At 76.2% G+C, this 26,126-nt stretch carries 26 protein-coding genes; 18 read left to right on the top strand and 8 right to left on the bottom strand.

The features are described 5' to 3' along the window. Positions 1–106: 106 nt before the first annotated feature. Positions 107–706 (bottom strand): XRE family transcriptional regulator, encoded by a 600-nt coding sequence (locus LG943_RS07500; protein WP_270071471.1) that lies wholly within the window; start codon positions 704–706, stop codon positions 107–109. 91 nt (positions 707–797) lie between these two features. Here LG943_RS07500 and LG943_RS07505 point away from each other — a divergent pair, with 91 nt between their 5' ends. Further along, the gene (locus LG943_RS07505; RefSeq protein WP_270071472.1) at positions 798–1,811 is read left to right on the top strand and encodes an NAD(P)/FAD-dependent oxidoreductase; all 1,014 of its coding nucleotides are present in this window, start codon (positions 798–800) and stop codon (positions 1,809–1,811) included. Positions 1,812–1,985: 174 nt separating this feature from the next. After that, positions 1,986–3,599: an MFS transporter gene (locus LG943_RS07510; protein WP_270071473.1), complete on the top strand. Its 1,614-nt coding sequence runs from the start codon at positions 1,986–1,988 to the stop codon at positions 3,597–3,599. Between the two features lie 58 nt (positions 3,600–3,657). Here LG943_RS07510 and LG943_RS07515 read toward each other — a convergent pair whose 3' ends face one another. Continuing rightward, complete coding sequence (locus LG943_RS07515) at positions 3,658–4,383, bottom strand: SDR family oxidoreductase (protein ID WP_270071474.1); 726 nt, start codon at positions 4,381–4,383, stop codon at positions 3,658–3,660. Between the two features lie 82 nt (positions 4,384–4,465). On the opposite strand from LG943_RS07515, the gene LG943_RS07520 reads away from it, so the two are divergent. Next, the gene (locus tag LG943_RS07520; protein WP_270071475.1) at positions 4,466–5,398 is read left to right on the top strand and encodes a LysR family transcriptional regulator; all 933 of its coding nucleotides are present in this window, start codon (positions 4,466–4,468) and stop codon (positions 5,396–5,398) included. Between the two features lie 55 nt (positions 5,399–5,453). On the opposite strand, the gene LG943_RS07525 is transcribed toward LG943_RS07520, so the two are convergent. Beyond that, positions 5,454–6,242, bottom strand: coding sequence for a helix-turn-helix transcriptional regulator (locus LG943_RS07525; RefSeq protein WP_270071476.1), 789 nt, complete (start codon positions 6,240–6,242; stop codon positions 5,454–5,456). Between the two features lie 96 nt (positions 6,243–6,338). Here LG943_RS07525 and LG943_RS07530 point away from each other — a divergent pair, with 96 nt between their 5' ends. The 3 genes from LG943_RS07530 to LG943_RS07540 all read left to right on the top strand — a co-directional run bounded on the left by LG943_RS07530 (position 6,339) and on the right by LG943_RS07540 (position 10,397). Continuing rightward, the gene (locus LG943_RS07530; protein ID WP_270071477.1) at positions 6,339–7,142 is read left to right on the top strand and encodes an SDR family oxidoreductase; all 804 of its coding nucleotides are present in this window, start codon (positions 6,339–6,341) and stop codon (positions 7,140–7,142) included. A 236-nt stretch (positions 7,143–7,378) separates the two neighbouring features. Beyond that, positions 7,379–7,840: a hypothetical protein gene (locus LG943_RS07535; protein WP_270071478.1), complete on the top strand. Its 462-nt coding sequence runs from the start codon at positions 7,379–7,381 to the stop codon at positions 7,838–7,840. Further along, positions 7,821–10,397 carry a M48 family metalloprotease gene (locus tag LG943_RS07540; RefSeq protein ID WP_270071479.1) on the top strand — a complete coding sequence of 859 codons (2,577 nt, stop codon included), beginning with the start codon at positions 7,821–7,823 and terminating at the stop codon, positions 10,395–10,397. The genes LG943_RS07535 and LG943_RS07540 overlap by 20 nt, the downstream gene beginning before the upstream one ends. A 60-nt stretch (positions 10,398–10,457) precedes the next feature. Here LG943_RS07540 and LG943_RS07545 read toward each other — a convergent pair whose 3' ends face one another. Beyond that, the gene (locus LG943_RS07545) at positions 10,458–10,847 is read right to left on the bottom strand and encodes a peptidase inhibitor family I36 protein (protein ID WP_270071480.1); all 390 of its coding nucleotides are present in this window, start codon (positions 10,845–10,847) and stop codon (positions 10,458–10,460) included. Positions 10,848–11,046: 199 nt separating this feature from the next. On the opposite strand from LG943_RS07545, the gene LG943_RS07550 reads away from it, so the two are divergent. Beyond that, the gene (locus tag LG943_RS07550) at positions 11,047–11,634 is read left to right on the top strand and encodes a hypothetical protein (protein ID WP_270071481.1); all 588 of its coding nucleotides are present in this window, start codon (positions 11,047–11,049) and stop codon (positions 11,632–11,634) included. Between the two features lie 83 nt (positions 11,635–11,717). Next, a complete protein-coding gene (locus tag LG943_RS07555; protein ID WP_270071482.1) occupies positions 11,718–13,250 on the top strand; it encodes a peptide ligase PGM1-related protein in 1,533 nt (510 codons plus the stop codon). Positions 13,251–13,262: 12 nt separating this feature from the next. Here LG943_RS07555 and LG943_RS07560 read toward each other — a convergent pair whose 3' ends face one another. The 3 genes from LG943_RS07560 to LG943_RS07570 form a co-directional block, all read right to left on the bottom strand. Then, a complete protein-coding gene (locus LG943_RS07560) occupies positions 13,263–13,454 on the bottom strand; it encodes a ferredoxin (protein ID WP_270071483.1) in 192 nt (63 codons plus the stop codon). Positions 13,455–13,601: 147 nt separating this feature from the next. After that, positions 13,602–14,198, bottom strand: coding sequence for a dihydrofolate reductase family protein (locus LG943_RS07565; protein WP_270071484.1), 597 nt, complete (start codon positions 14,196–14,198; stop codon positions 13,602–13,604). Positions 14,199–14,388: 190 nt separating this feature from the next. Beyond that, positions 14,389–15,045 carry a TetR/AcrR family transcriptional regulator gene (locus LG943_RS07570; RefSeq protein WP_270071485.1) on the bottom strand — a complete coding sequence of 219 codons (657 nt, stop codon included), beginning with the start codon at positions 15,043–15,045 and terminating at the stop codon, positions 14,389–14,391. Positions 15,046–15,213: 168 nt separating this feature from the next. On the opposite strand from LG943_RS07570, the gene LG943_RS07575 reads away from it, so the two are divergent. The 7 genes from LG943_RS07575 (at position 15,214) to LG943_RS07605 (ending at position 21,496) form a co-directional block, all read left to right on the top strand. Beyond that, on the top strand, positions 15,214–15,861 hold the full coding sequence (locus tag LG943_RS07575; protein WP_270071486.1) for a CatB-related O-acetyltransferase: 648 nt from the start codon (positions 15,214–15,216) through the stop codon (positions 15,859–15,861). 46 nt (positions 15,862–15,907) lie between these two features. Continuing rightward, on the top strand, positions 15,908–17,200 hold the full coding sequence (locus LG943_RS07580; protein ID WP_270071487.1) for an erythromycin esterase family protein: 1,293 nt from the start codon (positions 15,908–15,910) through the stop codon (positions 17,198–17,200). A gap of 110 nt (positions 17,201–17,310) precedes the next feature. Beyond that, complete coding sequence (locus tag LG943_RS07585; RefSeq protein WP_270071488.1) at positions 17,311–18,108, top strand: alpha/beta fold hydrolase; 798 nt, start codon at positions 17,311–17,313, stop codon at positions 18,106–18,108. Between the two features lie 96 nt (positions 18,109–18,204). Then, a complete protein-coding gene (locus LG943_RS07590; protein ID WP_333486334.1) occupies positions 18,205–19,164 on the top strand; it encodes a formylglycine-generating enzyme family protein in 960 nt (319 codons plus the stop codon). A gap of 164 nt (positions 19,165–19,328) precedes the next feature. After that, entirely contained in the window at positions 19,329–19,952 is a 624-nt protein-coding gene (locus tag LG943_RS07595; protein ID WP_270071489.1) for a TetR/AcrR family transcriptional regulator, read from the top strand. Positions 19,953–19,958: 6 nt separating this feature from the next. Then, entirely contained in the window at positions 19,959–21,125 is a 1,167-nt protein-coding gene (locus tag LG943_RS07600; protein ID WP_270071490.1) for an FAD-dependent monooxygenase, read from the top strand. Between the two features lie 161 nt (positions 21,126–21,286). Further along, positions 21,287–21,496 carry a hypothetical protein gene (locus LG943_RS07605; RefSeq protein ID WP_270071491.1) on the top strand — a complete coding sequence of 70 codons (210 nt, stop codon included), beginning with the start codon at positions 21,287–21,289 and terminating at the stop codon, positions 21,494–21,496. A gap of 21 nt (positions 21,497–21,517) precedes the next feature. Here LG943_RS07605 and LG943_RS07610 read toward each other — a convergent pair whose 3' ends face one another. Next, entirely contained in the window at positions 21,518–22,285 is a 768-nt protein-coding gene (locus tag LG943_RS07610) for an MBL fold metallo-hydrolase (protein WP_270071492.1), read from the bottom strand. A 385-nt stretch (positions 22,286–22,670) separates the two neighbouring features. Here LG943_RS07610 and LG943_RS07615 point away from each other — a divergent pair, with 385 nt between their 5' ends. The 3 genes from LG943_RS07615 to LG943_RS07625 are packed head-to-tail and all read left to right on the top strand — an operon-like array spanning position 22,671 to position 26,117. Further along, positions 22,671–23,390 carry a hypothetical protein gene (locus LG943_RS07615; protein ID WP_270071493.1) on the top strand — a complete coding sequence of 240 codons (720 nt, stop codon included), beginning with the start codon at positions 22,671–22,673 and terminating at the stop codon, positions 23,388–23,390. Next, positions 23,387–24,814 carry a hypothetical protein gene (locus tag LG943_RS07620; RefSeq protein WP_270071494.1) on the top strand — a complete coding sequence of 476 codons (1,428 nt, stop codon included), beginning with the start codon at positions 23,387–23,389 and terminating at the stop codon, positions 24,812–24,814. The genes LG943_RS07615 and LG943_RS07620 overlap by 4 nt, the downstream gene beginning before the upstream one ends. Continuing rightward, on the top strand, positions 24,804–26,117 hold the full coding sequence (locus tag LG943_RS07625) for a hypothetical protein (RefSeq protein WP_270071495.1): 1,314 nt from the start codon (positions 24,804–24,806) through the stop codon (positions 26,115–26,117). Before LG943_RS07620 ends, LG943_RS07625 begins: the two co-directional genes overlap by 11 nt. Positions 26,118–26,126: the final 9 nt, after the last annotated feature.

Raw genomic sequence — 26,126 nt, forward strand, 5'->3', positions numbered from 1 at the left:
CCCCATGCGTCATTCGCACGGATCCTTGCGCATTACGCAAGGAGGTCGTCCCGCTTGCTGCCCGGCGCGCAACTCGCCGTGTGCGGCGGCCGGCCCTCGCTCCGGACTAGGTGCGCGGTGGGCTGTCGCCGTCGCCGGACCCCTCGGCGTCGCGCTGGTGGCCCCGGCGGGCGTCGCGGTCGAAGATCCCCATGATCTCGCACGGCCCGCCCTCGGCGCCGATGGCGTGCGGCAGCATGGTGGGGAACTCGGCGGCCTGGTTGGTCTCGATGCGGAACCGGCGGTGGCCCAGCAGCAGGACCGCCGTGCCGGACAGCACGACCAGCCATTCGCGGCCGGGGTGGGCGCGCATGCGGGCGGGGTTGTCGGGGGGCGGGTCGGTCATCCGCTGCCGCATGACGGTCATGCCGGGGTCGCCCTTGACCGGCCAGCGCATCACGCCGTGGGTGCCGTCGATCATCGGGCTGACGACCACGTCGTCGGCGGCGTTCTCCACAAGCTGGTCCAGGGTGGTGTCCAGGGCGCGGGCGAGGGTCACGAGCTGGTCGAGGGCGAGGCGGCGCCGGCCGTTCTCGATGCGGCTGAGCGAGGACTGGCTGATGTTGGCGCGCGCGGCGAGTTCCTCCAGAGACCAGCCCTGCGCGACCCGCAGGGCGCGGATCCGCTTGCGTACGAGGCTGTCCAACTGGCCATCTTCTTGCGTCATAGGCAACATGCTATGCCCTTGCCGCAATCGGGGCCTAATGTCGCAGGCAGTCGGTCCGGACCTGCGGACCACCGACGACGGAGGGCGCGACATGTCCACCCCGACCTCCCGCTCCGCGGGCGACACCCTGCCCACCGAGACCGTCGACGTGGCGGTGATCGGCGGCGGCCCCGCCGGCCTGAACGGCGCACTCACGCTGGCCCGCGTGCGCCGCTCGGTCGTCGTGATCGACAGCGGCACCCCGCGCAACGCGCCCGCCGCCGCGATGCACGGCTTCATCGTCCTCGACGGCACCCCGCCGGCCGAGATCCTCGAGCGCGGACGCCGGCAGGTGCGCCAGTACGGCGGCCGGATCGTGTTCGGGGAGGTGGCCTCCGCCGAGCCCGCCGCCCCCGCACCCGGCGGCGACCCGCGCTTCACCGTCACCCTGGCCGACGGCCGCACGCTCACCGCGCGCCGCGTCCTGGTGGCCACCGGCCTGCGCGACGTCCTGCCCGAGGTGCCGGGCCTGGCCGCGCACTGGGGCCGCGGCGTCGTGCACTGCCCCTACTGCCACGGCTGGGAGGTCCGCGACGAGCCCATCGGCGTCCTCGCCACCGGCCCCGCCTCCCTCCACCACGCGCTGCTGTTCCGCCAGCTCACCGACGACCTGGTCTACTTCGCCGACGGCACCGAGTTGGACGGGGACACGCGCGCCCGGTTCGCCGCACGCGGCGTCCGCGTCGTGGAGGCCGGGGTGCGCGAAGCCGTCACCGACGAGGGCGGCGACCTCGCCGGCCTGCGCCTGGTCGACGGCACGCTCGTGCGGCGGCGGGTGATCGCGGTGGCCACGCGGATGCGGGCGCGCACCGAGGGCCTGGAGGGGCTGAACCTGCCGATGGAGGACCTGCCCGACGCCATGGGCCGCCGCTTCGCCTCCGGCATGGCCGGCACCACCGCCGTGCCGGGGGTGTGGGTGGCCGGAAACGCCACCGACCTCACCGCGCAGGTGGGCGCCTCGGCCGCGGCCGGCGCCCTGGCCGGAGCCCACATCAACGCCCAACTGGCCACCGCCGACACCGACGCGGCCGTTGCGGCCGCACGGGCCGACGCCCCCTCCGCCTGACCCCGGGCGGCCGTGGCGCGCCCCCGCGACGGCGCGGGGGCGCGGCCTCGCTGCCGCGCCCGGCGGCCGGCGTGCCCCCACCCACATCCACGCCCTCGGCGACCGGACCCGCTCCGGCGCTGATTCCGCATGCCCTTTTCGACATGCCCTTTCGAGAGGAAACCAGAGGAAACCATGAGCAACGACCAGCCTCCCCAGGCGGCGGCCCCACCGGTGGCGGGCGGGGACGCGCCGGACGCGCGTCAACTGCGCGCGATCCTGATCGCCGTCTCGACGGCGCTGATGGCCGTCATCGCCTCGGTGTCCGGCCTGAACGTCGCCCAGCCCCACATGGCCGTCGAGTTCGACGCCTCCCAGACCACCGTCCTGTGGATCATCAACGTCTACACCCTCGCGCTGGCCGCGCTGCTGCTGCCGCTGGGCGCGGTCGGCGACCGGCTGGGCCGCAAGCCCATGCTGGTCGCCGGACTGGTGGTCTTCGCCGCGGCCGGTGTCGCCGCCGCCCTCGCGCCGTCGGCCGCGGTGATGATCGGCGCCCGCGTGGCCGCCGGGATCAGCGCCGCCATGATCATGCCGATCACGCTGGCGGTCATCACCTCCACGTTCCCCGAGGAGGAGCGGGGCAAGGCGATCGGCGTGTGGACCGGTGTCGCCGGAGGCGGCGGCATCCTGGGCATGTTCCTCTCGGCGCTGCTGGTCGACGTCGCGGACTGGCGCTGGCTGTTCGCGCTGCCCGTGGTCCTGGCCGCCGCCGCGCTGGCGATGGCGCTGGCGTCGGTGCCCAACTCCCGCGAGCGCTCCGCCCGCCCCTTCGACACCGTCGGCGCGCTGGTGTCCACCGCCGCCGTGACCGGGCTCATCTTCGTCCTCCAGGAGGGCCCCGAGCGCGGCTGGACCGACCCCGTCACGCTGGCGGGCCTGGCCGCCGGTGTCGCCGCCGCCGTCGTGTTCGTGGTGTGGGAGCTGCGCCGGCGCGACGCAGCCCTGCTGGACGTGCGCCTCTTCCGCGAGCGCGGCCTGGCCGGCGGCTCGGTCACGCTGCTGGTCGTCTTCGGCGTCCAGGCGGGGATCGCCGTCGTGCTCTTCCCGTTCTTCCAGGCCGTGCTGGGCTGGTCGGGGCTGCTGTCCACCGCGGCGATGATGCCCATGGCCGTCATGATGATGGTGACCTCCGGCCTGGCCCCCAGGTCGGCCGCCCGGATCGGCGCCCGCGCCACCATGGCCGTCGGTGTCGCCCTGTCCACCCTGGGCCTCGCCCTGATGGCGCTGCTCGTCTCAGTCGACGGCGGCTACCTGTCCATCCTCCCCGGCATGCTCGCCATGGGCGTCGGCATGGGCCTGGCCATGACGCCCTCCACCGAGGCCATCACCGGCTCCCTGCCCCGCGCCGGCCAGGGCCTGGCCTCCGCCCTCAACGACGTCACCCGCGAGTTCGGCACCGCCCTGGGAGTCGCGCTGCTCGGCGCGCTCCTGGCCACCGGCTACCGCGGCGCCGTCGACGGCCGCCTCGACGGCATCCCCGAGGGAGCCGCGGACACCGCGCGCGAAGGCATCGCCAACGCCGTCGAGGCGGCCCCGCGCGCGGGCGACCGCGCGCAGGACCTGGTCCACGCCGCGCAGCAGTCCTTCGTGGAGGGCTGGCAGCAGTCCCTGTGGGCGGGCGCCGCCGTCATGGCCGCCCTCCTCGTCTACCTCCTCGCCCGCGGCCCGAAGACCACCGGTCCGGGTCCGGATCCCGCCGCCCCCGACCACGAGCCGGGATCCCCCGACACCGTGCCCGCCCGGTGACCGTCCACGGCACTCGGGCCGACCGGGTCGGGGGACGCGCTCCGCCGCGATGGTGCGCTTACCAGGGGACGGGGCCGTTGTCGTCGAAGAAGCCGCCGCGAGGGCCGTCGTCGGGGAGGGTGGCCAGGTGGACGGCGATCGCGGCGCCCTGCTCGGGGGTGCGCGGGGCGGCGAAGCCGGTGAAGTCGGTGGCCACGTAGCCGGGGCAGCAGGCGTTCACGATTACGTTCGTGTCGGCGAGCCGGCGGGCGTACTGGGCGGTGATGCTGTTGAGCATGGTCTTCGACGGGGCGTAGGCGGCCATGATCGGGCCGGTCTGGAGGGTCAGCGAGCCCATGTTGCTCGACACGTTGACGACGCGCGGGGCCTCGGCGCGGCGGAGCAGGGGGAGCAGCGCGTTGGTCACCCGCACGACGCCGAGCACGTTGGTGTCCAGCACGGTGCGGAGCACGTCGAGGTCGAGCGTCGTGGGGTCCTGGGCGCCGTTGTCGGTCCGGCCGCCGATGCCCGCGTTGTTGACGAGCACGTCGAGCCGCCCGGCCTCCCGCTCGATCGCCGCGGCGGCCGCGGCGGCGCCGGCGTCGGAGGTGACGTCGAGAGCCACCCCGAACGCCTCGGCGCCGGCGGACCGCAGCCGGGCGACGGCCTCCTCGCGCCTGGCGTCGTCGCGCGCCCCCACGGCCACCCGGAAGCCGATCTCCGCGAGGCCCCGCGCGATGGCGAAACCGATTCCCTTGTTCGCGCCGGTTACCAGCGCGGTCTTCATGTTGTTCACGAGGTCCATGCTCGGTGCGCCGCGCCTCCGCCGTCCAACACCGGTCCGGTCCGCTGTGATACCTCCCCGGTATCACCCGTAGGGTGGCCGGGTGGACGACCTGGAGACCCGTGAACTGCGGTACTTCGTCGCCGTGGCTGAGGAGCTGCACTTCGGCCGCGCCGCCGACCGGCTCGGGATCGCGCAGCCGCCGCTCTCCCGCGCCATCCGCCAGGTGGAGCGGCGGCTCGGCGTCGTGCTGTTCGAGCGTGACCGGCGCGGCGTGGTGCTCACCGACGCCGGACGGGTGCTGCTCCGGGAGGCCCGGACGGCCCTCGACGCGGTCGCGGCCGCCGCGCGCCGGACGCGGCGCGCCGGGAACCCGGAGCGGCCGCTGGTGCTCGCGACGAAGGCCGGGGCATCCCACGACCTGCTGCGGCGGCTCCTTGACACGCACGCGGCGCAACCCGGTGCGGCACCGGTCGAGGTCCTCCTGTGCGAGGTCGGCGAGCAGGCCGGGCTGCTCCGCGACGGGCGCGCCGACGTGGCGCTCATGCACCGCCCGGTCGACGACCTCGCCGGGTTCGACACCGAGGACCTCCACACCGAAGGCCAGGTCGCGATCCTTCCGGCGGGCCACCCGCTCGCGTCGCGCCGGCGGCTCACGCTGGCCGACGTCCGCGACGTCCCCGGCCTGCCGATCGCCCGCTGGCCCCGGCTCGACGGCACCTATCCCGAGGGCCCCGGCCCGGAGGTGCGCACCCAGTCCCAGCTCGCCCAGCTCGTGGCGCTCGGCAGGACGCTGCTGGTCATCCCCGCCTCCAGCCGCGCCTGGCAGTGGCCCGACCACGTCGCCGTGCCCGTGGTCGACGCGCCGGAGATCACCACGGTGATCGCCTGGCCGCCGGCCAGCCGCTCCCTGGAGGTGGCGGCGCTGGTCCGCTCGGCGGTCGCGGCGGGCGCGGCGGGCGAAGCTGAGCGGTGGACCGATGACCGCCGTCATCACCGGGGAACAGCCGGCCCACGGAGTCCGGCACCGCGCTGAGCGGGACGCCGGCCATGGCCGCGCACGACCCCCTCGCGGCCGTCGGCTTGCGGCGCTACCGGTCGGCGGAATCCGCCGCCGGGCCCTGTTCGCGGTAGACGAGGAGTTGGTAGCCGGGCACGCTGGCGACGTTGAACGCGTGGAACTCGATGTTGAGCAGGCCGCGCTCCGGGTGGCGCAGCACCTTGGTCTCGTGGGTCTTGGGGCGCACGTCGTGGCGCGCCCACAGGGCGGGGAACTCCGGGCTCTCGGCGTTCAGCCGGTCGAGCAGCTCCCGGAGCCGGGCGGGCGTCTCGGCGAAGTCGGCGCTGGCGCGCAGGTTGGCCACCGACGCCTCGGCCGAGGCGTCCCACTCCACGAAGAACCGGCGGCCCTCGGGGTCCAGGAAGACCATCTCCAGCAGGTTGGCGGTCTCCTCGAACCCGGAGAACAGCTCCTGGGCCTCGGCGTTCATCGCGACCACGTCGAGCACCGGGTCCAGCACCATCGCGCCGGAGTCGCGCCAGGAGTCCATCAGGTCCAGCAGTTCGTTCGGCACCGGCTGGACCGTGGCCTCCTCGCCGAGGCGGTGCGCCGCGCCGGCCAGCGCGTACAGGTGCCGCTCCTCGGCCTCGGTCATCCGCAGCGCCTTGGAGAGGCCGGCCAGGACCACCTCCGAGGGGCGGGTCTCCTTGCCCTGCTCCAGCCGGCGGTAGTAGTCGACGCTCACCCCCGCCAGCGCGGCGACCTCGTCGCGGCGCAGGCCGGGGACCCGGCGCTCGCCCGCCGCCGGCATCCCGACGTCCTCGGGTGTCACCTTGGCGCGGCGGGTCATCAGGAACTCGCCCAACTCAGCGCGTGGCATGCCCCGAGCCTACCGACGCTCGCGGCGGTCCCCCGGCCCGTGGGGGGCCGTATCGCTACCCCGCGATCCGGCGGAACCCGGTGCACGGTGGTGGACATGAACACGACACAGAGCATCCAGTCCTCCGCCCAGGTCGTCTCCGGAACCCCGCTCGCGGGACGCGTGGCCGTGGTGACCGGTGCCTCCAGCGGCATCGGCGAGGCCACCGCCGTCCGCTTCGCCGAACTCGGCGCGAAGGTGGCGCTGCTGGCCCGCCGCGGCGACCGGCTCGACCAGGTCGAGGACCGCATCCGCGCCGGCGGCGGAACCGCACTGGCGCTGCCGACCGACGTCACCGACCGCGCCGCCGTGCTGGCGACGGCCGACCGGGTCGCCGACGAACTCGGCCGGGTCGACCTCGTGTTCGCCAACGCCGGCGTGCAGCTCATCTCCGGAATCACCGACCTGGCCACGGCGGACTGGGACACCCAGATCGACCTCAACGTCAAGGGCGTCATGAACACCGTCCAGGCGTTCGTGCCGTCCCTGGAGGCGGCGGCCGCCGCCGGGCGCGGTGCCGACCTCATCATGACGTCGTCCATCGCCGCCGTCCGGATCCTGGAGGGCTTCCAGGTCTACTCGGCGACCAAGGCGTACGTCAGCCAGTTGGCCCGGCTGCTGCGCACCGAACTGGGCCGCAAGAAGATCCGCGTGGCCACGGTCCAGCCGGGCATGGTCGACACCGAACTGCCCGACCACGTCACCGACCCGGCGGCGAGCAAGCTCATGGCCGACCTCCTCACCCAGATCGACGTCCTGTCGTCGGAGGACGTCGCCGAGACGGTCGCCTTCCTGAGCGCGGTCCCCAAGCACGTCAACCTGACCGAGATCACCATGCTCCCGACCGAGCAGATCATCTGACGGGAAACGACCACGCAACCGAGGGCGGCGGCCCGCACGGGCCGCCGCCCTTCCGCATGCCCTCCCCGCCGCCGCGTGGCCGCCGCTCCGTTCGAGGGACGGGTCGCGGCGGGCGTTCTCCGGAATCCCCGCCGGACGCTGCGTAGGATGGGCTTTCCGTTCCCGAGGACGGTTGGAGGTCCGTCGCGGTGTTCGAGCCCCCCGCCTCTCCCGGCCGTGCCGCCACCATCGACCACGTGGCGAAATCCGTGGTCGCCCGGGTCGCCCCCGAGGAGAGCGACCACTACACGCGTGTCCGCGCGGAGTTCTTCGCGCGGGGCGGACCCGGCCGGGTCCAGGACAACCCGCTGGGATTCGGGGAGATCGTCGTCGGGGTGGTCACCGGGATCGTGCTCACCGTCCTGCGCGACCTCGCCATCGGGTCGCTCACCGACGCCGCGCGCCCCTGGTGGGACCGGGCCTGGCGGTGGGCGGCCCGCAGGGTGCTGCCCGGGCGGCGCCCGCAGGCCGGCCCCGACACCCCGCTGCCCGCCCTGCCCGCCGAGGCGGCCCCCGCCGTCATCGCCCTGGTCACCAAGCACGCCGCCGAGGCCAACCTGCCCCCGGCGCAGGCGGACCGGCTAGCGCGCGCGATCGTCGCCGAACTCTCGGCGCCCGCGGCGGTCGAGGGCGAAGCCGGTGCCGGCTCCGGGGACTGACGCGCGGGCCGCCGCACCGCACACCCGCGGCCGCGCCGGCCCCTTCGACCCCTTCCTGCTGCCCAGCGCCACCGGCGTCCGGTTCTTCCTGCTCGTCCTGGTCGCGGCGGTCGGCTCCATGTACCTCGGGGTGCTCTCCCTGGCGCTGGCCGGCGTCGACATCATGGGCGGGCCCATGGCCGGGTGCGCCGCGCAGGCGCGCGCGGGCGTCGCGGAGCTTCCCGACCGGCGGGTCCTCGACGGGTTTGTCGACTGCCTGGTGGGGGTGCAGCGGCGGACGGTGCTGTGGACGCTGGCCCCCGGCCTGGTCTGGGTCTGCCTGACGGCCGCCGGCTACGCCGCCTACCCCGCTCTCCTCCTGCGGCGGCTGCGCCCCATGGCGGGAGAGGAGGACGCCGGTGCGCGGCTGGCGCGCGGGGAGGTCGACACCCTCACCGGCGGACGCCGCCGCGGCCGCCTGGAGTTGGTCGTCACCCCCGGCACCGCCGGCGGGGCCCGGGTGTTCGGAGCCTTCGGAAGGTACTGGCTGGCCGTCGACTCCTCCCTGCTCGCCGCGCCGCACGGGCGGCTCGACGACCGCGCCCTGGCCGTGCTCCACCACGAGGTCGCCCACCTGCGCAACCGGGACGTCGACGTCACCTATCTGACGATGGCCTCCTGGTGGGCGTTCGCCGCGCTCGCCGTGCCCCTCATGGCGGCCCAGGTCTCGGCCGTGCTGCTCGCCGCGGCGGGCGCCGTCGTCACCGACATCCCCGCACCGGACCTCGCGACGGTGGCGACGGCGGGGCTGGTGGCCCTGGCAGCCACGGCCTTCACGCTGCTGGTGGCGCAGTGGGCGCGCGCCCGCGTGCTGCGCACCCGCGAGCACTACGCCGACATCCGGGCCGACCGCCCCGACCGCGCCGGAGCGGGCCTGCGCCGTATCCTCTCCCGGCCGCACGTCGGGGGCGGCGGCCGGTGGTGGCGGGGGCTGCGCCGCTACCACCCCGCCCACGGGCTCCGGCTGCGGGTCTTGGACGACCCCCGGCGGCTCGCCGCCGTCAGCGGCGCCGACCTGGCCGTGGCCGGTCTCGCCCTGGGCGCCGCCCAACTCCACTTCGGCATGGTCGGTGTCTGGGGGGTTCCCTCCGACCGGGCGGTGGCGGCCCAGGTGGCGGCCGTCCTCCTCGGGTTGCCCGTGGGCGCGCTCGTCACGGCGATCGTGTGGAACGCGGTGTACGGGGCTCCGCGCGGCCCGCACCGCTGGCACCTCGCGGCCGCCGCGCTGGCGGGCGGTGTCCTGGTCGGGCTCGCGCCGCCCGTGCAGGCCGCGACGTCGTGGGCGGCGCTGCTGGCCGCCGATCCGCTGCGCGGCGCGGTGTCGGTCCTGGCGCTGTGGGCGGTGTGCCTGCTGTTCCTGCGGTGGGCGGCCCTGTGCGCCCGGATCTGGCTGACCGCCACCGAGCGCGTGCGGGCCGCCTGCGCCGGGGCGATGGCGTGCGGGGCGCCGGTGTTCGGCTGCGCGTTCATGCTGTGGTTCAAGTTCCACGGTCTGCTCGGCACCCCCGCCTCCGGCGGTCTGGACGCCGCCGTGGTCATCGTGGTCGCCATGGCGGTGGCCTGGCCCCTTCCGGCGGCGGTCGGCGGGGCGGCGCTGCTCGCCCACACCGGGCAGGCCCTGCGCGCGCGAAACGCCGGGCGGCCGCGGTTGGCCCTCGTGCCCGTCGGGGCCGGGGCGGCGCTGGCCGCCGGCCACGCGGCGCTGTTCCTGGCGGCGATGCCGCTGTTCGCAGGATCTCCGGAGGCCGCCGGCGTGCTCCTGGCCGCCGTGGTCGTCCAGACCGTGGTGCTGGCCGCCGCCGTGGGGCTCACCCTGGGGGCGTGCCTGGGCGGGCGGGGACGCCTGGGCGAGGTCCTGTGCGCCGCGGCGGTCGCGGTGATCGTGCTGCTGGCGCTGCAACCGCTCGCCATGGCGGTCGGTGTCAGCGGCCCCGCCTGCGCCGTGGACCCCTCCCCGGACTGCTGGAGCGCCGTGGGGCGGGCACTGCTCTCCGCCTACGGCGCTCCCGTGTTCGTCCCGGCCGGTCTGCTCCCGCTCCTGGCGGTGTGCGGTGGCGCGGCGGCGGCCGGCGCGCGGCTGCGGGGCGCGGCCGCAGAGCGCACCCCGCACCGGGCGCGGGACGGGGCCGGCGGCCGCGTGCGGGCGCACGCGGCCGGGGTCATCGCCGCCGCGGCGGCCGTGGCGGTCTTCCTCGCGGCGGCCCTCCCCGACCTCTCCGACCGCGAGTTGGGCTTCGGTGCCGAGGAGCGGGCGGAGATGGCGGCCGAGGTCGTACCCGGATCGGTCGGCCGGGGCGCCACCTGCGCGGAGTCGATGCGGCTGTGGTCGTCCTTCACCCTGGACGAGGCGGGGCGGACGACCGGCGGCCCCGGTCCGGTGGTCGTCACGCTGGCGTCAAGCCGCGACCCGGTCCTGGCCGCCTTCGGCCGGGCGGCTCTGGAGGGGACCCTGGCGCGGCCCGGTCACCTGGCCGACGCGGTGCGCGCCTACTGCGGTGCCGTGGCGGGGGAGGCCTGACCGCGCCGCCGGCGCGGGCGGGGCGGCGGTTGCCCGCCCCGCCCGCCGCGGCGGTGTGCCTCAGCAGTAGAAGGTGTAGCTCTCCGCCTTGTTGTCGAAGCCCTGGAGTTCCAGGTTGCCCCAGCGGCCGGGGCCGAGGTCGACGTAGCCGCCGGCGAACCCGTCGAGGTCCCAGAGGCGGACGGTGCAGTTGGTCTCGTTGATGACGGAGGAGATCTCGTTGTCGCCGTCCCAGCCGTCGATGTCGCAGCCCTCCGCCGGGCACTGGCCGGGTGTGGTCTGGACGTAGAGCGAACCCGTGTAGTCGGGGTCCTCCCACATTCGCACCTCGCCGGGCGCCGCGGCGGCGGGTGCGCTCGCGGTGGCGGCGAACGCGCTGGGCGCCGGGATCACGCTGACCGCCGCGATGAGTCCCGCCGCGCCGAGGGCCTGGGTCGTCCTACCGAGCACGATGACACGCTCCTTTCGGGGTGTTCGGCTTCCTTCGGGTGTGGACGACCCTAGGAAGCGGGGGTTGGGGTGCGGTTGCGCGGCGGTTGAGGCGCCGGCCGCCCCGGGGCGCACCGCCGGGGGGAAGGGGGAGCGGCCGTTGGGCCGGGCCGCGCGTGTGCGCTTGCCGCTCCGGGAAAGGCGTCCATAACCTGCGGTTATGCTCGTGCAACGCCTCCAGGCGGTGGCGCTCCTGCTCGGTCCGCTGGTCTTCGCCGCGTCGCCGTTCTTCTGGACCGACGCCGGGCACTACGGCGTCAACGGCGGCATGCTGATCGCGCTGGCGATGGTGCCCTGGGTGTACGGGCTGGTCGGCGAGTACGAGCGGCTGCGCGAACACGTCCCCCGGGCGGCCGGGCTGTGGCTGCTGCTGGTGCTGGTCGGGATGTTCGGCAGCGTCGCGTTCGGGTTGCAGGGGTTCTTCGAGGGGGCGCTGGGCGACGTGGACCGGGTGGCCCTGGACCGGTTCGCCGACTACCCGCCGCAGAGCCTGCTGGTGCTGTGGCTGCCGGGCCCGACGTTCCCGTTGGCCCTGCTGGTGTTCGGCCTCCTGCTCCGGTGGACCCGCACGGCCCCGTGGTGGGTCACCGTGCTGATCTGCCTGGCCGCCCTCGCCTTCCCGCTGGGCCGCGCGCTGCGCCTGGAGTGGGTGGCCTACCTGGTCGACCTGCTGGTGCTGGCCCCGTTCGGCTACCTCGCCCTGCGCGCCTGGCGGCGGGCGTCGGCGCCCCCGCGCGCGGCCACCTGACCCGCCGGGACCTGCGGATGTTGGCGCACGTCAGCGGTGGGGAAGGCTGACGTTCGGGTACACCTTCAGGAGGGCCTGGACTCGTGACACCGCAGACCGGTCAAAACCACCAGGCCGCGTTCACCGCGCTGCAACGGCGCCTGGTGTCCCCGCTCGACGGCTCCCCGCGCCCCCGGACCGTCCTGGTGCTGCCCAGCTTCAGCCTGGACCCGGCGGGCATGGCCAAGATCCCCGGCATCCTGCACTACGAGGAGCGGCTGCTGGCCTTCCTCCACCTGCTGCGCGTGCCCGACCGCCGCATCGTGTACGCCACCAGCACGCCGGTCCCGCCGGTCGCCGTCGACTACGCCCTGGGCCTGGTGCGGTCCCTGCCCGCCCGGCACGCCCGCCCCCGGCTCACCCTGGTCGACTGCGCCGACGCGAGCCCCCGGCCGCTCACCCAGAAGATCCTCGCCCGCCCCGACGTGGTGGAGCGGCTGCGGCGGGCCGTCGGGGACCCCCGGGACGCCTGCATTCTCGCCTTCAACGGCTCGCCCCACGAGCGGGACCTCGCCCTGCGGCTGGGCGTGCCGCTGTTCGCGTGCCGGCCGGACCTGGCGCACCTGGGCTCCAAGAGCGGGGCGCGGGAGGTGTTCGCCGAGGCGGGCGTGCCCTTCCCGGCCGGCTTCGGGCACCTGCGCGACGAGGACGACCTGGTCACGGCGCTGGCCGCGCTGCGCGCCCGCGCGCCCGCCCCGGAACGCGCCATGATCAAGGTCAACGACGGCTTCGGCGCGGGCGGCAACGCGCTGTTCGACTTCCGGGGGGCGCCGACCGCCGGCGGTGTCGAGGCGTGGGTCCGCGCGGCCCTGCCCCGGCGCGTCACCTTCGCCACGCCGCCCGAGGACTGGGAGCGCTACAGCGCCAAGTTCGCCGAGATGGGCGGTGTGGTGGAGGAGTTCGTCGAGGGCGCCGACAGCAGGTCCCCCTCGGCGCAGGTGAGCGTGTCGCCCACGGGCGAGGCCCGGGTGCTGTCCACCCAGGACCAGTTCTTCGTCGGCGCCGGCCACCAGACCTACGCCGGGTGCACCGCGCCCGCGCACCCGGACTACCGCCGCGACGTGCACGACCTGGCCCTGCGCACCGGGCGGGCGCTGGCCGGCAAGGGCGTGGTCGGCATCGCCAGCGTCGACTTCGTGTCCGCCCGGGCGGACGGCGTCCCGCGGCTCCTGGCGGCCGAGATCAACCTGCGCATGGGCGGGGGCACCGCGCCGCGCATGTTCCTCGAAGGAGTCGCCGACGCCCGCCTGGACGAGGAGACCGGGGGCTTCCGCGCCCCCGACGGGCGCCCCCTGTGCTACCTGGCCACCGACCGCCTGGAGAGCGAGGCCTACCGCGGCCTGACCCCCGAGGCGGTTCTGGCGGCCGCCCGCCGCGGCGGTCTGCTCTACGACGAGCGGGCGGGCGCGGGCGCGGTCTTCCACATGCTCGGCGCGCTGCCGGGCTTCGGCAAGATGGGCGCGGTCGTCATCGACCGCACCACCTCCGCCGCCCACGAGCGGTACCAGGCCGTGGTGGCGGCCCTGGACGCCGCCGCGGCCGCCGCCGCGCGCGGTCCGGGGCCGGCCGCGCGGTGACCCGGGTCCGCCTCAGCCCAGGGCGAGCGCGCCGGAGGGGCAGGTCCGGGCGGCCTCCCGGACCGAGGCGTGGCGGTGCGGCGGCGGCTCGGGGTCGAGGAGGACCACGCGGCCGTCATCAGGGTCCTGGTCGAACGTGTCGGGGTCGCGCAGGACGCACACACCGGCGCCGACGCAGCGCTCGCGGTCGATCCGCGGTCGCATCGGCGCCTACCCCTCGTCCCAGGCGACCGGCAGCTCCACGCGGTGCGGGGCGGCCCGGTGCCGACGAACCGCGCGAACCCGCTGCGGGCGGCACCCGGGGCGGTCACGGCGCGGGCTCCCGGCGCTCGGGCGGGGCCGCCGCGCGGGTCAGCGCCGGGGGCGGTAGGTGATGTGGGTGACCAGCGACGCCGAGCGCCCGGAGACCTGCTCCAGGGCGACCCCCGACAGGCCCGCGAACAGGCGTTCGCCGGCGCCGAGCACGACCGGGGCGATGTGCAGGCGGAGTTCGTCGAGCAGGCCGGCGGCCAGGTACTGGTTGATGGTGGCCGCCCCGCCGCAGACCGCCACCGGGCGGTCGCCGGCGACCGCCCGGGCGCGCTCCAGTGCGGCCTCGGCGCCCTCGGTCACGAAGGTGAAGGTGGTGCCCCCGCGCATCTCGACGGGATCGCGCGGATAGTGGGTGAGCACGAACACCGGCGCGTGGTAGGGGGGTTCCTCGCCCCACCAGCCGCGCCAGTCCTCGTCCCAGTCGCCCCGGACGGGGCCGAACATGTTGCGGCCCATCACGTAGGCGCCCGCCGAGGTGATGGCGTCGACCTCGGCCCGGTTCTCGTCGGGGGTCTGGAACATCCAGGCGTGGAGGTCCTCGCCGGCTCCCTCGCCGAGGGGGTTCTCGCGGGACTGGTTGGGGCCGGCGACGTAGCCGTCGACCGAGACCGCGACGTCGCACACGACCTTGCTCACGGATGTCCCCCTTTTGGGTTCGCTACCTGGGCCGACCGCGTCCGGCGGCCGGTTGGGGGCAGCCTAGCCCCCGGGTGCGACATCGGCGGCGCACCCGGCGGCGCGCGCCGTGTCGGGCGCCGAGACGGGGTCGCGACCGGGGCCGCGGCCCCTCCGCGCGGCGCCGGAACGGGCGGCCCGGGCGGCGGCCTCAGGCGGGGCCGCCGGGGCCGGGCGGGGGAGGCCCGGTGAAGGCGCCGGCGGCGGCGGCCAGGGCGGCGGTCCGGGCGGCGTGGCGGGGCAGGTGGGGGTCGGGCGGCGTGCGCAGCAGGACCAGGTGGTGGTACAGCGGCGCGGTGGCGGCGATGAGCAGTTGCCGGGCGTCGGTGCGCGGCGGGAGTTCGCCCCGGGCCACGGCCCGCTCGACCACGACCTCGCAGCGGGTGTAGCGGTCCTCCCACAGCCGCCGCTGGGCCTCGGCGGCCTGCTCGGAGCGGAACGAGGCGGCGATCAGCGCCGCCATGACCGGCGGCCGGGCGGACATGGCGTCCTGGATCTCCTGGTTCAGCGCGGTGAGGTCGTCTTCGAGGGAGGCGGTGTCGGGCGGCCGCCAGTCGTCGTCGCCGGCGGCGTCGAGGACGTCGGCGAGCAGGCCGCCGACGTCGCCCCAGCGGCGGTACACGGTGGCGCGGTGCACGCCGGCGCGGGCGGCCACGGAGTCCACGGTGAGGCCGTCGTAGCCGTGCTCGCCCAGTTCGGCGCGGACGGCTTCGAGCACCTGGGCGCGGACGCGGGCGGTGCGGCCGCCGGGGCGGCGCCGGGGCGGCGGTGACCCGGGTTCCTCGGAATCGGGGGCTGCGGAGGTCATGGCTGGTCATCCGGTTGCTCTCGGGGACGGGCGTGTGGCACCATCTTAATACATCACATGTCGCATTAACACCGTGCCCGTGTTCCCCTGCGACCGACCGGCCGCACCCACCGCCCCGGCGGCGCCCGCAGGCCCGCCCGGTGCCCGCTCCAGGAAGGCCCCTCCGCCATGCCGCCCGTCCCCGCCGACCCCACCGCGCTGCGCCCGATGCCCGGCCAGCCGCGCCTGGTGCTGCTGAAGCCGCTGGTCACCTCCCCGCTGATCGAGGTCGGGGAGTTCACCTACTACGACGACCCCGACGACCCCACCGCCTTCGAGACCCGCAACGTGCTCTACCACTACGGCCCGGAGAAGCTGGTCATCGGCCGGTTCTGCGCCCTGGGGGAGGGCGTGCGGTTCATCATGAACGGCGCCAACCACCGCATGGACGGCCCCTCCACCTTCCCGTTCCCGATCATGGGCGGCTCCTGGGCCGACCACTTCGACCTGATCACCGGCCTGCCCGGGCGGGGCGACACCGTGGTCGGCCACGACGTCTGGATCGGCTACCGGGCCATGGTGATGCCCGGGGTGCGCATCGGCCACGGCGCGATCGTCGCCGCGGGCTCGGTGGTGGTCGAGGACGTCCCCGACTACGGCGTCGTCGGCGGAAACCCCGCCCGGCTCATCCGCCGCCGCCACGCCGACGCCGACATCGCCCGGCTGCTGGACCTGGCCTGGTGGGACTGGCCGCTCCCGCACATCACCGAGCACGTCCGCACGATCATGTCCGGCAGCGTCGAGGACCTGGAACGCGCGGCCCCCGGCGCCCGGTAGGTCCCTCACCTCACCTCCCCGCACCGACCACGCAGAAACGAGCCCCATGCCTTCCCCGTCCGCCCCCGCGCCGTTCGCCGACCGGCTGCGCGCCCACGCCTTTCCCCTCACCCACCTGGATCCCGACGCGCCGCTGGACGACCTGGAGCCGCTGCGCGCCGTCATCGGGGAGGCCCGCGTCGTCGCGGTCGGCGAGCACTCCCACTTCATCACCGAGTTCGCGCACCTGCGCTCCCGCCTCCTGCGGTTCCTGGTCGAGCGCTGCGGATTCACCCTCCTGGCCTTCGAGTTCGGCTTCAGCGAGGGACTGGCCCTGGACGCCTGGGCACGGGGCGAGGGGGGCGAGGAGGCGCTCGCGGCCCGGCTCGCCGGGACGATCCCCGTGGGCGTCGAGGAGCCGCTGCGCCGCATCCGCCGCCACAACCGCGCGGCCGCGCGGCCCGTGGGTTTCGCCGGCGTCGACATCCCGGCCGCCGGCGGCTCCCTGCTGCCCGCCCTGGCCCCGGTCGCCGACTACCTGCGGCGGGTCGACCCCGAGGCCCTTCCGGCCGTTGAGGAGGCGACGCGTATCGCCGCGTCGTTCGCCGGCGACTCCGCGGCCGCGGCCGCGCCCGCGTGGGCGCGGCTGGCGCCCGCCGAGCAGGACGCCCTCAGCGCGGCCCTGGCGCGCCTGCTCATCCGGTTCCGCGCCGTGGAACCGCTCTACACCGAGCGCGGCGGCCGCGACGCCTACGCCACCGCCCTGCGCTGCCTTGAGGGCGCCTGCCACGCCGACTACACCTTCCGCGCCATGGCCGGCCTCTTCGCCGGGACGGGGTTGACCGCCGACACCTCCGCGCGGGACGCCTACATGGCCGGGTCGCTGCTGTGGCACCTGGAACGCGGCGGACCCGGCACCCGTGTGGTGCTGATGGCGCACAACGCCCACATCCTCACCACCCCGGTCTCCTTCGACGGCCGGCTCACCGGGTTCCCCATGGGGCACTACCTGCGCGGTGCCCTGGGCGCGGACTACCTCGCCCTGGGCCTGACCAGCGTCACCGGGCACACCGCCGAGATGCGCCGCGACGAGGGCGCCCGGTTCGGCTTCACCGTCGAGGACACCCCGCTGGGCCCGCCCGAGCCGAGCAGCGTCGAGGCCGCCTTCGCCGCCGCCGGCCTGGAATTCGGCGTCGCCGACCTGCGCCGGGCGCGCGCCGGGGAGGACGGGGCCGGGCATCCGGAGGAGCCCGACCGCATCCGCATGCAGAGCACTTACCTGCGCACGCCCGTGCTCGACGCGTTCGACGCCGTGCTCAGCGTTCCCGCCGCCACCCCGGCCGACCTCAAAGCCGCCTGAGGCGGGCGACCGGGACCGGCCCCGCGCCCGTCCCCGCCTAAGCTGGTGCGGCACCGCTGACCGGGCGCGCGGCGCCGCGCCCGGCCCCACCCACGAGCCGGGACCCCGCCATGACCGACACCGACCACCGCGTCCACGGCACCGCCCGCGCCGCCGACGGCACGGCGCTGGCCTACCAGCGCGCGGGGGAGGGCCCCCCGCTCGTGCTGCTCGCCGGGCAGGCCAACAACCACCACTGGTGGGACCGCGTGCGCGCGGACTTCCACCGCACCCGCGCCACCATCACGCTGGACTACCGGGGCACGGGCGGCAGCGGCGCGCCGGACGGCCCCTACTCCACGCGCGTGTTCGCCGACGACGTCGTGGCGGTCCTGGACCACCTCGGCGTCGAGCGCGCCGACGTCTACGGGACCTCGATGGGCGGCCGGGTCGCGCAGTGGGTCGCCGCCCGGCACCCGGGTCGGGTCCGCCGGCTGGTCCTGGGCTGCACCTCACCGGGCGGGCCGCACGCCGTGGAGCGCGACGCCTCGGTGCGCCGCGCCCTGGCCCAGCCCGACCCCGCCACGGCGCGGGAGGTGCTGGCCGACCTCATGTACACCCCGGCCTGGCGCGCCGCCCACCCCGGCCCCTACACCACCCTCGGCGACCCCGGCATGCCCCCGCACGCCCGGCGCGGCCACCTGGCGGCCAGCAACGGCCACGACGCCTGGGACGCCCTGCCTCACATCGCCGCCCCCGCCCTGGTCCTGCACGGCGACCAGGACCGCCTCACCCCGCCGGACAACCTCGCCCTGCTGGCCGACCGCATCCCCGACGCCCGCGCGCACCTGTTCCCCGGCGCCCGGCACGCCTACTTCGAGGAGCACCGGGCCGAGGCCGGGGCGCTGGTCGCGGAGTTCCTCGCCTGAACGGGCCGGCCCCGCGCCCCCGACCCGTGCGCGGAGGGGAGAATGAGGGCTCGGCGGCGGCCGGTGCAGGGGCCGTCCGGGTGGAAGGAGCCGGCCGTGGGCGACAGCGCCTCCTCTGGGGAGTCCGCGCACGCGTGCTGCGCGCCGGGCCGGGGTGCGGCGCCGGCGGAGGCGGCGCCGCGTCGGATCGAGGCGGCGGCGTCGGTGCCCGAGCCGCACGGCGGCTGGCGGGCACTGGCGGGCGGCGCGTTCCTCATGGGGTGCGACACCGGCCCCTACCCCGCCGACGGCGAAGGGCCGGTCCGCGAGGTGACCCTGAGCCCGTTCGAGATCGCCGCCACGGCGGTCACCAACACCGAGTTCGCCGCGTTCGCCGACGCCACGGGCTACACCACCGACGCCGAGCGCCACGGCTGGACGTTCGTCTTCGCGGGCTTCCTGCCGCGCCGGTTCCCGCCCACCCGGGGCGCGGCCGGCGCGCCGTGGTGGCGCCAGGTGCACGGCGGCGACTGGCGCCACCCCGAGGGGCCCGGCTCCGGGCTGCGCGGGCGCTGGGACCACCCGGTCGTGCACGTCTCCCACGACGACGCGCTCGCCTACTGCCGGTGGGCCGGGGTGCGGCTGCCCACGGAGGCCGAGTGGGAGTACGCCGCGCGCGGCGGCCTGGTGGGCAAGCCCTACCCCTGGGGCGATGAGCGCGAGCCGGGCGGCGAGCACCGCATGAACGTCTGGCAGGGGTCGTTCCCCGACCGCGACACCGCCGCCGACGGCTACGCGGGCACCTGCCCGGTGGACGCGTTCCCGCCCAACGGCTACGGGCTGTACAACATGACCGGCAACGTGTGGGAGTGGTGCGCCGACTGGTTCAACCCGCGCTTCCACCGCGCGGGCCCGCGCCGGGACCCCGCCGGGCCGCGCTACGGGCAGTCCCGGGTGCTGCGCGGCGGCTCGCACCTGTGCCACGAGTCCTACTGCTTCCGCTACCGCACCTCGGCGCGGATGGGCAACACCCCCGACAGTTCCAGCGGCAACACCGGGTTCCGCGTGGCGCGCTGACGCGCGGGCGACCCCGTGGAGCACGGGGTTGTCCGGCGAATTTGAAAACAAATGTTCAAAGTGTTTTCATGGTCGCAGTCGCGGAGCGCGTCCTCGCCTCGCCGCGCCGGACTGAAACCGTCTGACCCGTTCAGGCCGCAGATCTTCGGAGGGAAGGTGGCGCCGTGCCGCCCAGGTTCACGGCTCAGGAGAAGGCCCGCATCACCGAGCTGCTGGTCGAGAACGGGCGGCGGCTGTTCACCACCCAGGGCCTGCGCAAGACCTCGCTGGAGGAGCTGGTGGCGGGCACCGGGATCGCCAAGAGCAGCTTCTACCAGTTCTTCGCCGCCAAGGAGGCCCTCTACCTGCACCTGATGCTGCGCCAGATGGCAGAGGTGAAGGAGGACGTCATCGACGGCGCGCTGCTGAGCGCCGACGACGTCCGCGAAGGGCTCCGCCGCTTCCTGCGGGCGATCCTGGACCGGCTCGCCGCCGACCCCCTCTACCGCCGGCTGATGACCCACCCCGAGGAGATGGCCGCCGTGGCCCGCCGCCTCGACTCCGCCGACACGGCCGCCCTGACCGCATCCCCCGACAACCCGGCCGTGGCCCTCCACGACTTCCTCGCCCGCAAGCGGGCCGAGGGCGCGGTGGCCGACGCCGACCCCGCCGTGCTCGTCGGCGTGCTCCAGGCGGTGCTCATGCTGCCGATCCACGCCGACCGGCTCGCCGACCCCGCCCTGCTGCCCCACATCCAGGACCTGCTGATCGACGTCGTCGCGGCCGGCCTGACCCCTCGGAAGGACTGAACCGCCATGACCACCACAAGGAACGCCCTCGTCGCCGGCTCCGGGATCGCCGGACTGGCCGCCGCCCTGCGCCTGCACCAGGCCGGCTGGAAGGTGCGCGTGATCGAGCGCGCGCCCCGGCGGCGCGGGGGCGGCTACGCCGTCTCCTTCGCCGGGATCGGCTACGACGCGGCCGAGCGCATGGGGATCCTGCCCGCGCTCGCCGAACGGCACATCACCCCCGACACCATGGTCTACGTCCGGCGCGACGGCACCACCTCGTTCACCGTGCCCGGCGAAACGGTGCGGGCGCTGGCCGGGCCGCGCAACCTCAACCTGCTGCGCGGCGACATCGAGGACGTCCTGTTCCAGGCGGTGCGCGACCACGCCGAGATCACCTACGGCACCACCGTCACGGGCGTCGACCAGGACGGCGACCGCGTCCGCGCCCGCCTCAGCGACGGCACCGAGGCCGCCGCCGACCTCCTGGTGGCCGCGGACGGGCTGCACTCCACCACCCGGGCGCGGGTGTTCGGTCCGGAGGCGCGCTTCCGCCGTGACCTGGACCACATGGCCGGGGTGTTCATGCTGGACCGGCTGCCCGACGGAGTGGCGCCGGGCACCACCGCATCGATGACCGACACCGGCCGCACCCTGGCCGTCATCGACCTGGGCGCCAACGGCGCGGCGGCCTTCTTCGGCTACCGCACCGCCGACCCCGACGCCGAACTCGCCGCCGGCCCGCACGCGGCCATCCCGCGCGCCTGCGGCGACATGGCGTGGGTGGCGCCCCAGGTGCTGGAGCAGTTGGGGCGGGCGGCCGACGTCTACTTCGACACCGTCAGCCAGATGGTGGTCGACCGCTGGAGCCGGGGCCGCGTGGTGCTGCTGGGCGACGCCGCCTGGTGCGTCACCCTGTTCGCCGGGTACGGCTCGGCCCTGGCCGTGGGCGGCGCCGACGCCCTGGGCGCGGCGCTGGAGGAGCACGGCGACGACGTGCCGGCGGCGCTGGCGGCCTGGGAGGCGCGGATGCGCCCGGAGGCCGAGCGCAAGCAGCGGCTGGGCCGCCAGGTCAAGGGCCTGTACGCGCCCAAGGACCCCGTCCGCCTGTGGCTGCGCGACCTGCCGCTGCGCGCCGCGTCCAACCCGGTGGTCGGCGGCCTGCTGCGCCGCCGGCTGCAACTGCGCGCCTGAGGCCGTCCGCCCCGGGCGCGCCGGGAGGCGGATGGGCGCGGTCCCCGCGCGGTGCGGGGGGCGGGGACCGGGCCACCCGGTCGTGGCGCGGGGGTTTCCGCCGGACGGAGGGCGGTCACATACCGTGGTGACCGGTTCCGCTGTGTGACCAGGAGGCTGCCATGTCCCCCCTCCGCCCGCGCCCGCTGCTGGTCGTGGCCGCCCTGACCCTCGCGGTCCTGGCCGGCTCGACCGCCCCGGCGGCCGCGCAGCGCATCGTCACCCCCGAGGAGTGCGAGGCGGGCGGCGGCACGGTGCTGCCGACCTCCCCCGCCTTCGGCCCGGACTTCTGGTGCTCGGGCGGCATCCACCACGGCGCCTGGGTCCGCTGACACCGGCGCCGCCGCGCGCGGTCACCACACGCGGGCGGCCGCCTCCCGGGCGCGTGCCACGGCGTCGGCGGGGCCGCCGCGCCACAGCGGGCCGTGGCCGGGCAAAAGGACCTCGGCGGTCGTGGTCGCCAGCGCCTCCAGGGCGGCCAGGGCCGCCGCCCGGTCGTGGTGGAACATCGACGGCAGGATCTGGGGTCCGGTGAACCCGGTGAGCGGGTGCCCCGTCACCAGGGCGTCGCCGGTGACCAGGGCGCCGCGCTCGGGCAGGTGATAGCAGAGGTGGCCCGTGGTGTGGCCGGGCGTCGGCACGGGCACGGGGCGGCCCGGGAGGTCCAGCGGCCCCTCGGTCGGCAGCGGGCGCACCCCCGCCACCCGGCAGTCCCGCAGGGCGCCGGCGGCGACCAGGTGCAGCGCCCAGGGCGGCACGCGCGGCCGCCAGGCGTTGCGCAGGACCGTGCCGGGGGTGGCCTGCTGGAGGAACTCCCGCCGGACGTGGGGGACCTCGGCCGCGCCGGCGAAGACCGGCACGCCGTGGCGCTCGGCGAAGCGCGCCAGGGAGCCGATGTGGTCCACGTGCCCGTGGGTGATGAGCACCCCGGCCACGTCCCCCGGGCGGCGGCCGAGCGCGCGGATCGACTCCTCGACGGTGTCGGCGTAGGCGGGGTAGCCGCCGTCGACCAGGGTGAGGGCGCCGCCCTCGGCGATCAGCGTCCAGTTGACGGCGGGGCCGCGCACCAGGTGCACGCCCTCGGCCGCAGGGACGAGTCGGAACGCGGGCCGGTGTGCCATGGGCCGTCCTTCGCGCGGGCGGGCGGTGGGGTGCGGGGAGGCGGCGGCCGCCACCACCACGTACCCACGGGGACGACCGCCAACGATACGCCGTGAACCCCCGCCCGGTCCGGCAAACGCCCGAGGCGGGGAGGGGTGTCGCCGCGCGACGCGCCCCCGCGCAGGCGGCAGCGGGCGGCAGTACTCCCACATGGCGGGGCGCCCCCGCGCGGCGGACCTGGGCGGTGCGGTGCCGTTTCCGCGGGGGGAGTGTGGCCGGGGTCGGCCTTGGAACGCCTGAAGGCGGGGAGGGGTGACGTCGCGTGGTGCGCCCCCGGCGGTGCCGCCTCATTCCTCCGGGGGCTGTGGTCGGGGGTGGGTTCGCGGGATTCTGTACGCTTCTGCGGTGCCCCGTTTCCGACTGCGCGTGCCGGCCGCCCTCCTCATCGCGGCGGTGTGGGCCGTGCTGCCGGCGGCTCCGGCCGCCGCCGCGCCTGAGAGCACCGCGGCCTTCTACGCCGAACGCCTCGCCGAGGACCCCGTCTACGTCAGCGACCACCTGGCCGGACCGGGGGTGGAGCAGACCCGTTCGGGGATCTCCGCCGCCACCGCCCGGCTCGACGTCCCGGTGCACGTCATCGTGGCCCCCGCGCTCAGCGAGGGCTACGACGTCCGCCCGATGCTGGCCGCCGTCCACGACCGCCTTGGCGCGGACGGCGTGTACCTGGCGGTGACCGGTGACGTCTCCCTCCAGCTCACCGCGGCCGCCTACGGGGTCTCGGTGCCCGGCCTGGAGGACGCCGCCGTCGAGGCGAGCTACCTCGATGCCGGGCCGGTCCGCCTGGTGGAGCGCACCGTGGACAACGTGCTCTCCGGCGAGGCCACCGCCCGGCTGGAGCGCACCCAGGGGGCCGCCGAGGAGGAGAATGCGGCCGGCGCGGAGGAGGACACCGGGCCCTCGCCGTGGGAGGAGTTCCTGGCGGAGTTCGACACCCAGGGCGTGGTGGGCCGCAACAACATCGGCTTCGTCGCCGGGATCGCCCTCGGCGCCGTCGCCGTCCTCGTCGGCTACCCCGTCGTCCGCGGCGTCCGGGCCGCCCGCACCCCGAAGGCGGACCGCTCGTGAGACGCCCCGCGCCCGCACCCCGCCGCCTCGCCGCCGCCGCCGGCCTCGCCGCCCTCGCCGGGTCGGTGGCCGCGGTCGGCGCCGCGCCCGCGCACGCCGACGGCTACGCGCCCTCCCCCAAGCCCGTCCCGCCCTACGTGCACGACACCGGCCGCGCCGAGCGCGTGGCCGCGGAGTTGCGCGAGGACCCCGTCTACGTCGACCCCGAGGCCCACGCCCACGTCGCCGAGGGCGAGGAGGCCCGGGTGGAGGCGCTGGTCGCCGACGCCGGGCACCCCGTGTTCGTGGCGGTCGTGCCCGCCACCTACTACGACGAGTCCCACGGGGATGCGGAGCTGTTCCTGCACGCCCTCCACCACGAACTGGGCGAACCCGGCGTCTACGTGATGGCCGACCCCCGCCCCGGTGCCGTCGGCCCCTTCGACCTCACCGCCCTCGCCTTCGACGTCCCCGTGGACGAGTACGAGGCGCTGTGGGTGGAGTACGAGGACATGCCCGACGGCGAACTCCCCACGGCGGAGAACGAACTGCTCACCGAGCAGATCGGCACCCTGGTCCGGCAGATCCGCACCGCCCCCGAGGGCACCCCCGCCTCTCCGGTGCCCTACTTCGCCGAGGCCGACGACTATGAGGACGAGGAGCCCACCACCGGCGACTACTTCACCGACGCGGTTCCCGGTGTCATCCTCGGCGCCCTGCTCGGCTTCCTCCTCCTGGGCGGGTGGCTGCTCGCCGCCGCCGGCGTGCGCCACGCACGCGCGGTGCGCGCCGCCGTACCCGAGGGCGCCGAGGACGGCATCCCGCCGCTGCTGCGGGCGCGGTCCGCCCCGACCGCGCCCAGCGCCCGCCGGCTCGCCCGCATGCTGCACACCGAGCTGCGCCGCCTGGCCCGGGCGATCGAGCGCACCCCCGCCGACCACCCCAACCACGCCCGCGCGGTCGCCGCGTTCGACGCCGCGACGCTCATCGACCGCGGCGAGCACGACGCCACCTGGACCGTCGGCGCCATCGTCATGGCCCGCGCCGCCCGCGCCGAACTCACCCTGGACACCCCGGCCCGCAGCCCCGTGTTCTGCGCCGTCAACCCGCTGCACGGCGCCGCCGTGGCGGCGCGGCCGGTCGCCCGCCCCTCGGGGAAGAACCCCGGCGCCGCGCCCAAGGGCCGCGCCCGGCGCGAGGCCGCCCGGCGCCGCGCCGCCGCGAAGCGGCGGGCCGCCGCGAGCGGGACCACGGGCCGCTGGTGCGCCCGCTGCTGGGCGCGCGCCGACCTGGGCCGCCCGGTGGCGTCGCACAGGCTCCAGGTGCCCGTGGACGGAAAGTACCGCGAGCACGACGTGGTCGACGGCTTCTGGGCGTCCGTCGCGTACGGCCACAGCACCCCCGACCTCGCCCGGCGCGTCCTGAAGGAACTCGATGTCGACTGACCTTTCCCGCCCGCGCCCCGCGCTCCTGCGCGCCGCGCTGGCCGCCGTCCTCACCGCCGCGTTCGCCCTGGCGGCCGGCCCGGCGGCGGCCGCGCCCAGCCCCGCCGGACCCAGCCCCGCCGAGCGCATCGCCCAAGGGCTGGAGGAGTCGCCCGTCTACGTCGATCCGGCGCTGGAGGCCGCGCTGCCCGAGGAGCAGCGGGTGGAGCTGGCCGACCAGATCGAGGCGACCGGCAAGCCGATCTATGTGATCGTGGTCCCGCTGGTGGCGGGGGACGCGTGGAACGGCGAGGCCACCCAGCTCATCGGCGCGGTGCACGACCGGCTCGGCGCGGACGGCTCCTACCTCGCCTCGGAGTTGGGCTCCTCCACCTGGCTCACCGGGGTGGACTACGGCACCGAGGCCGAGCACCAGGCCGCCGACGCCGCCAGCGCGGTGAGCCTGGACTCCGACACCGACGACACCCTGTTCGCGCTGTTCTCCCGGACCGTGGAGACCATCGACGCGGGCACCGGCACCGCCGACTACGAGCGCGAGAGCGACGAACTGGCCGCCGAGACCGGCGGCTGGGACGCCCCCGGGCACGGCGCCTCAGGTGCGGGCGGCGCCGGTGCGGGCGGCATCTGGCTGTGGCCGGCCGTCGGCGGCGCGGTCCTGTTGCTGCTGGCGGCGGGCGGCGCGTGGCTGGTGGTCCGGCGCCGCCGGGCCCCGGTGGCGCCCCGGCTGGTGGCCTTCGACAACGCCGACCGCGCCCGGCAGCAGGAGTTGCGCGCCGAGGTCGAGCGGGAGCTGGTGGACCTGGGGGAGCGGCTGGCCGCCACCACCCTGGCCGGGGGCGACGACCGCGCCTCCGCCGACCACGCGGCCGCCCTGGACGCCCACGACGCCGCCGGCCGGGTGCTCGACGGCGCGCGGGGGATCGACGACCTCGCGGGCGTGCGGGTCCTGCTGCACCTGGGAGAGGACCTGCTGGCCGCCGCCGCGGCCCACGACGGCGGGCGCAAGGCGCCCGCGCCGCGCCGCCACTGCTTCTTCAACCCGCTGCACGCCACCACGACCCGGCCGGTCACCTGGCGGGCGGTGGGCACCACGCGCCGGATCAAGGTGCACGCCTGCACCGACTGCGCGGCGGCCGTGCGCGGCCACCGCGCCCCCACCGCCCTGCCGGTGCGCCACGACGGCGAGCGGGTGCCCTACTACGAGGTCCCGGCCGAGGACAGCGTGTGGGCGGCCACCGGCTACGGCAACCTCAGCGCCGACCTGGTCCAGCGCGTCCTGCGCGGCGACCTGCGGCGGGCCTGAGCCCGGCCC

It is taken from the genome of Streptomonospora mangrovi (genome assembly GCF_027604915.1).
Taxonomy (GTDB): Bacteria; Actinomycetota; Actinomycetes; order Streptosporangiales; family Streptosporangiaceae; genus Streptomonospora; species Streptomonospora mangrovi.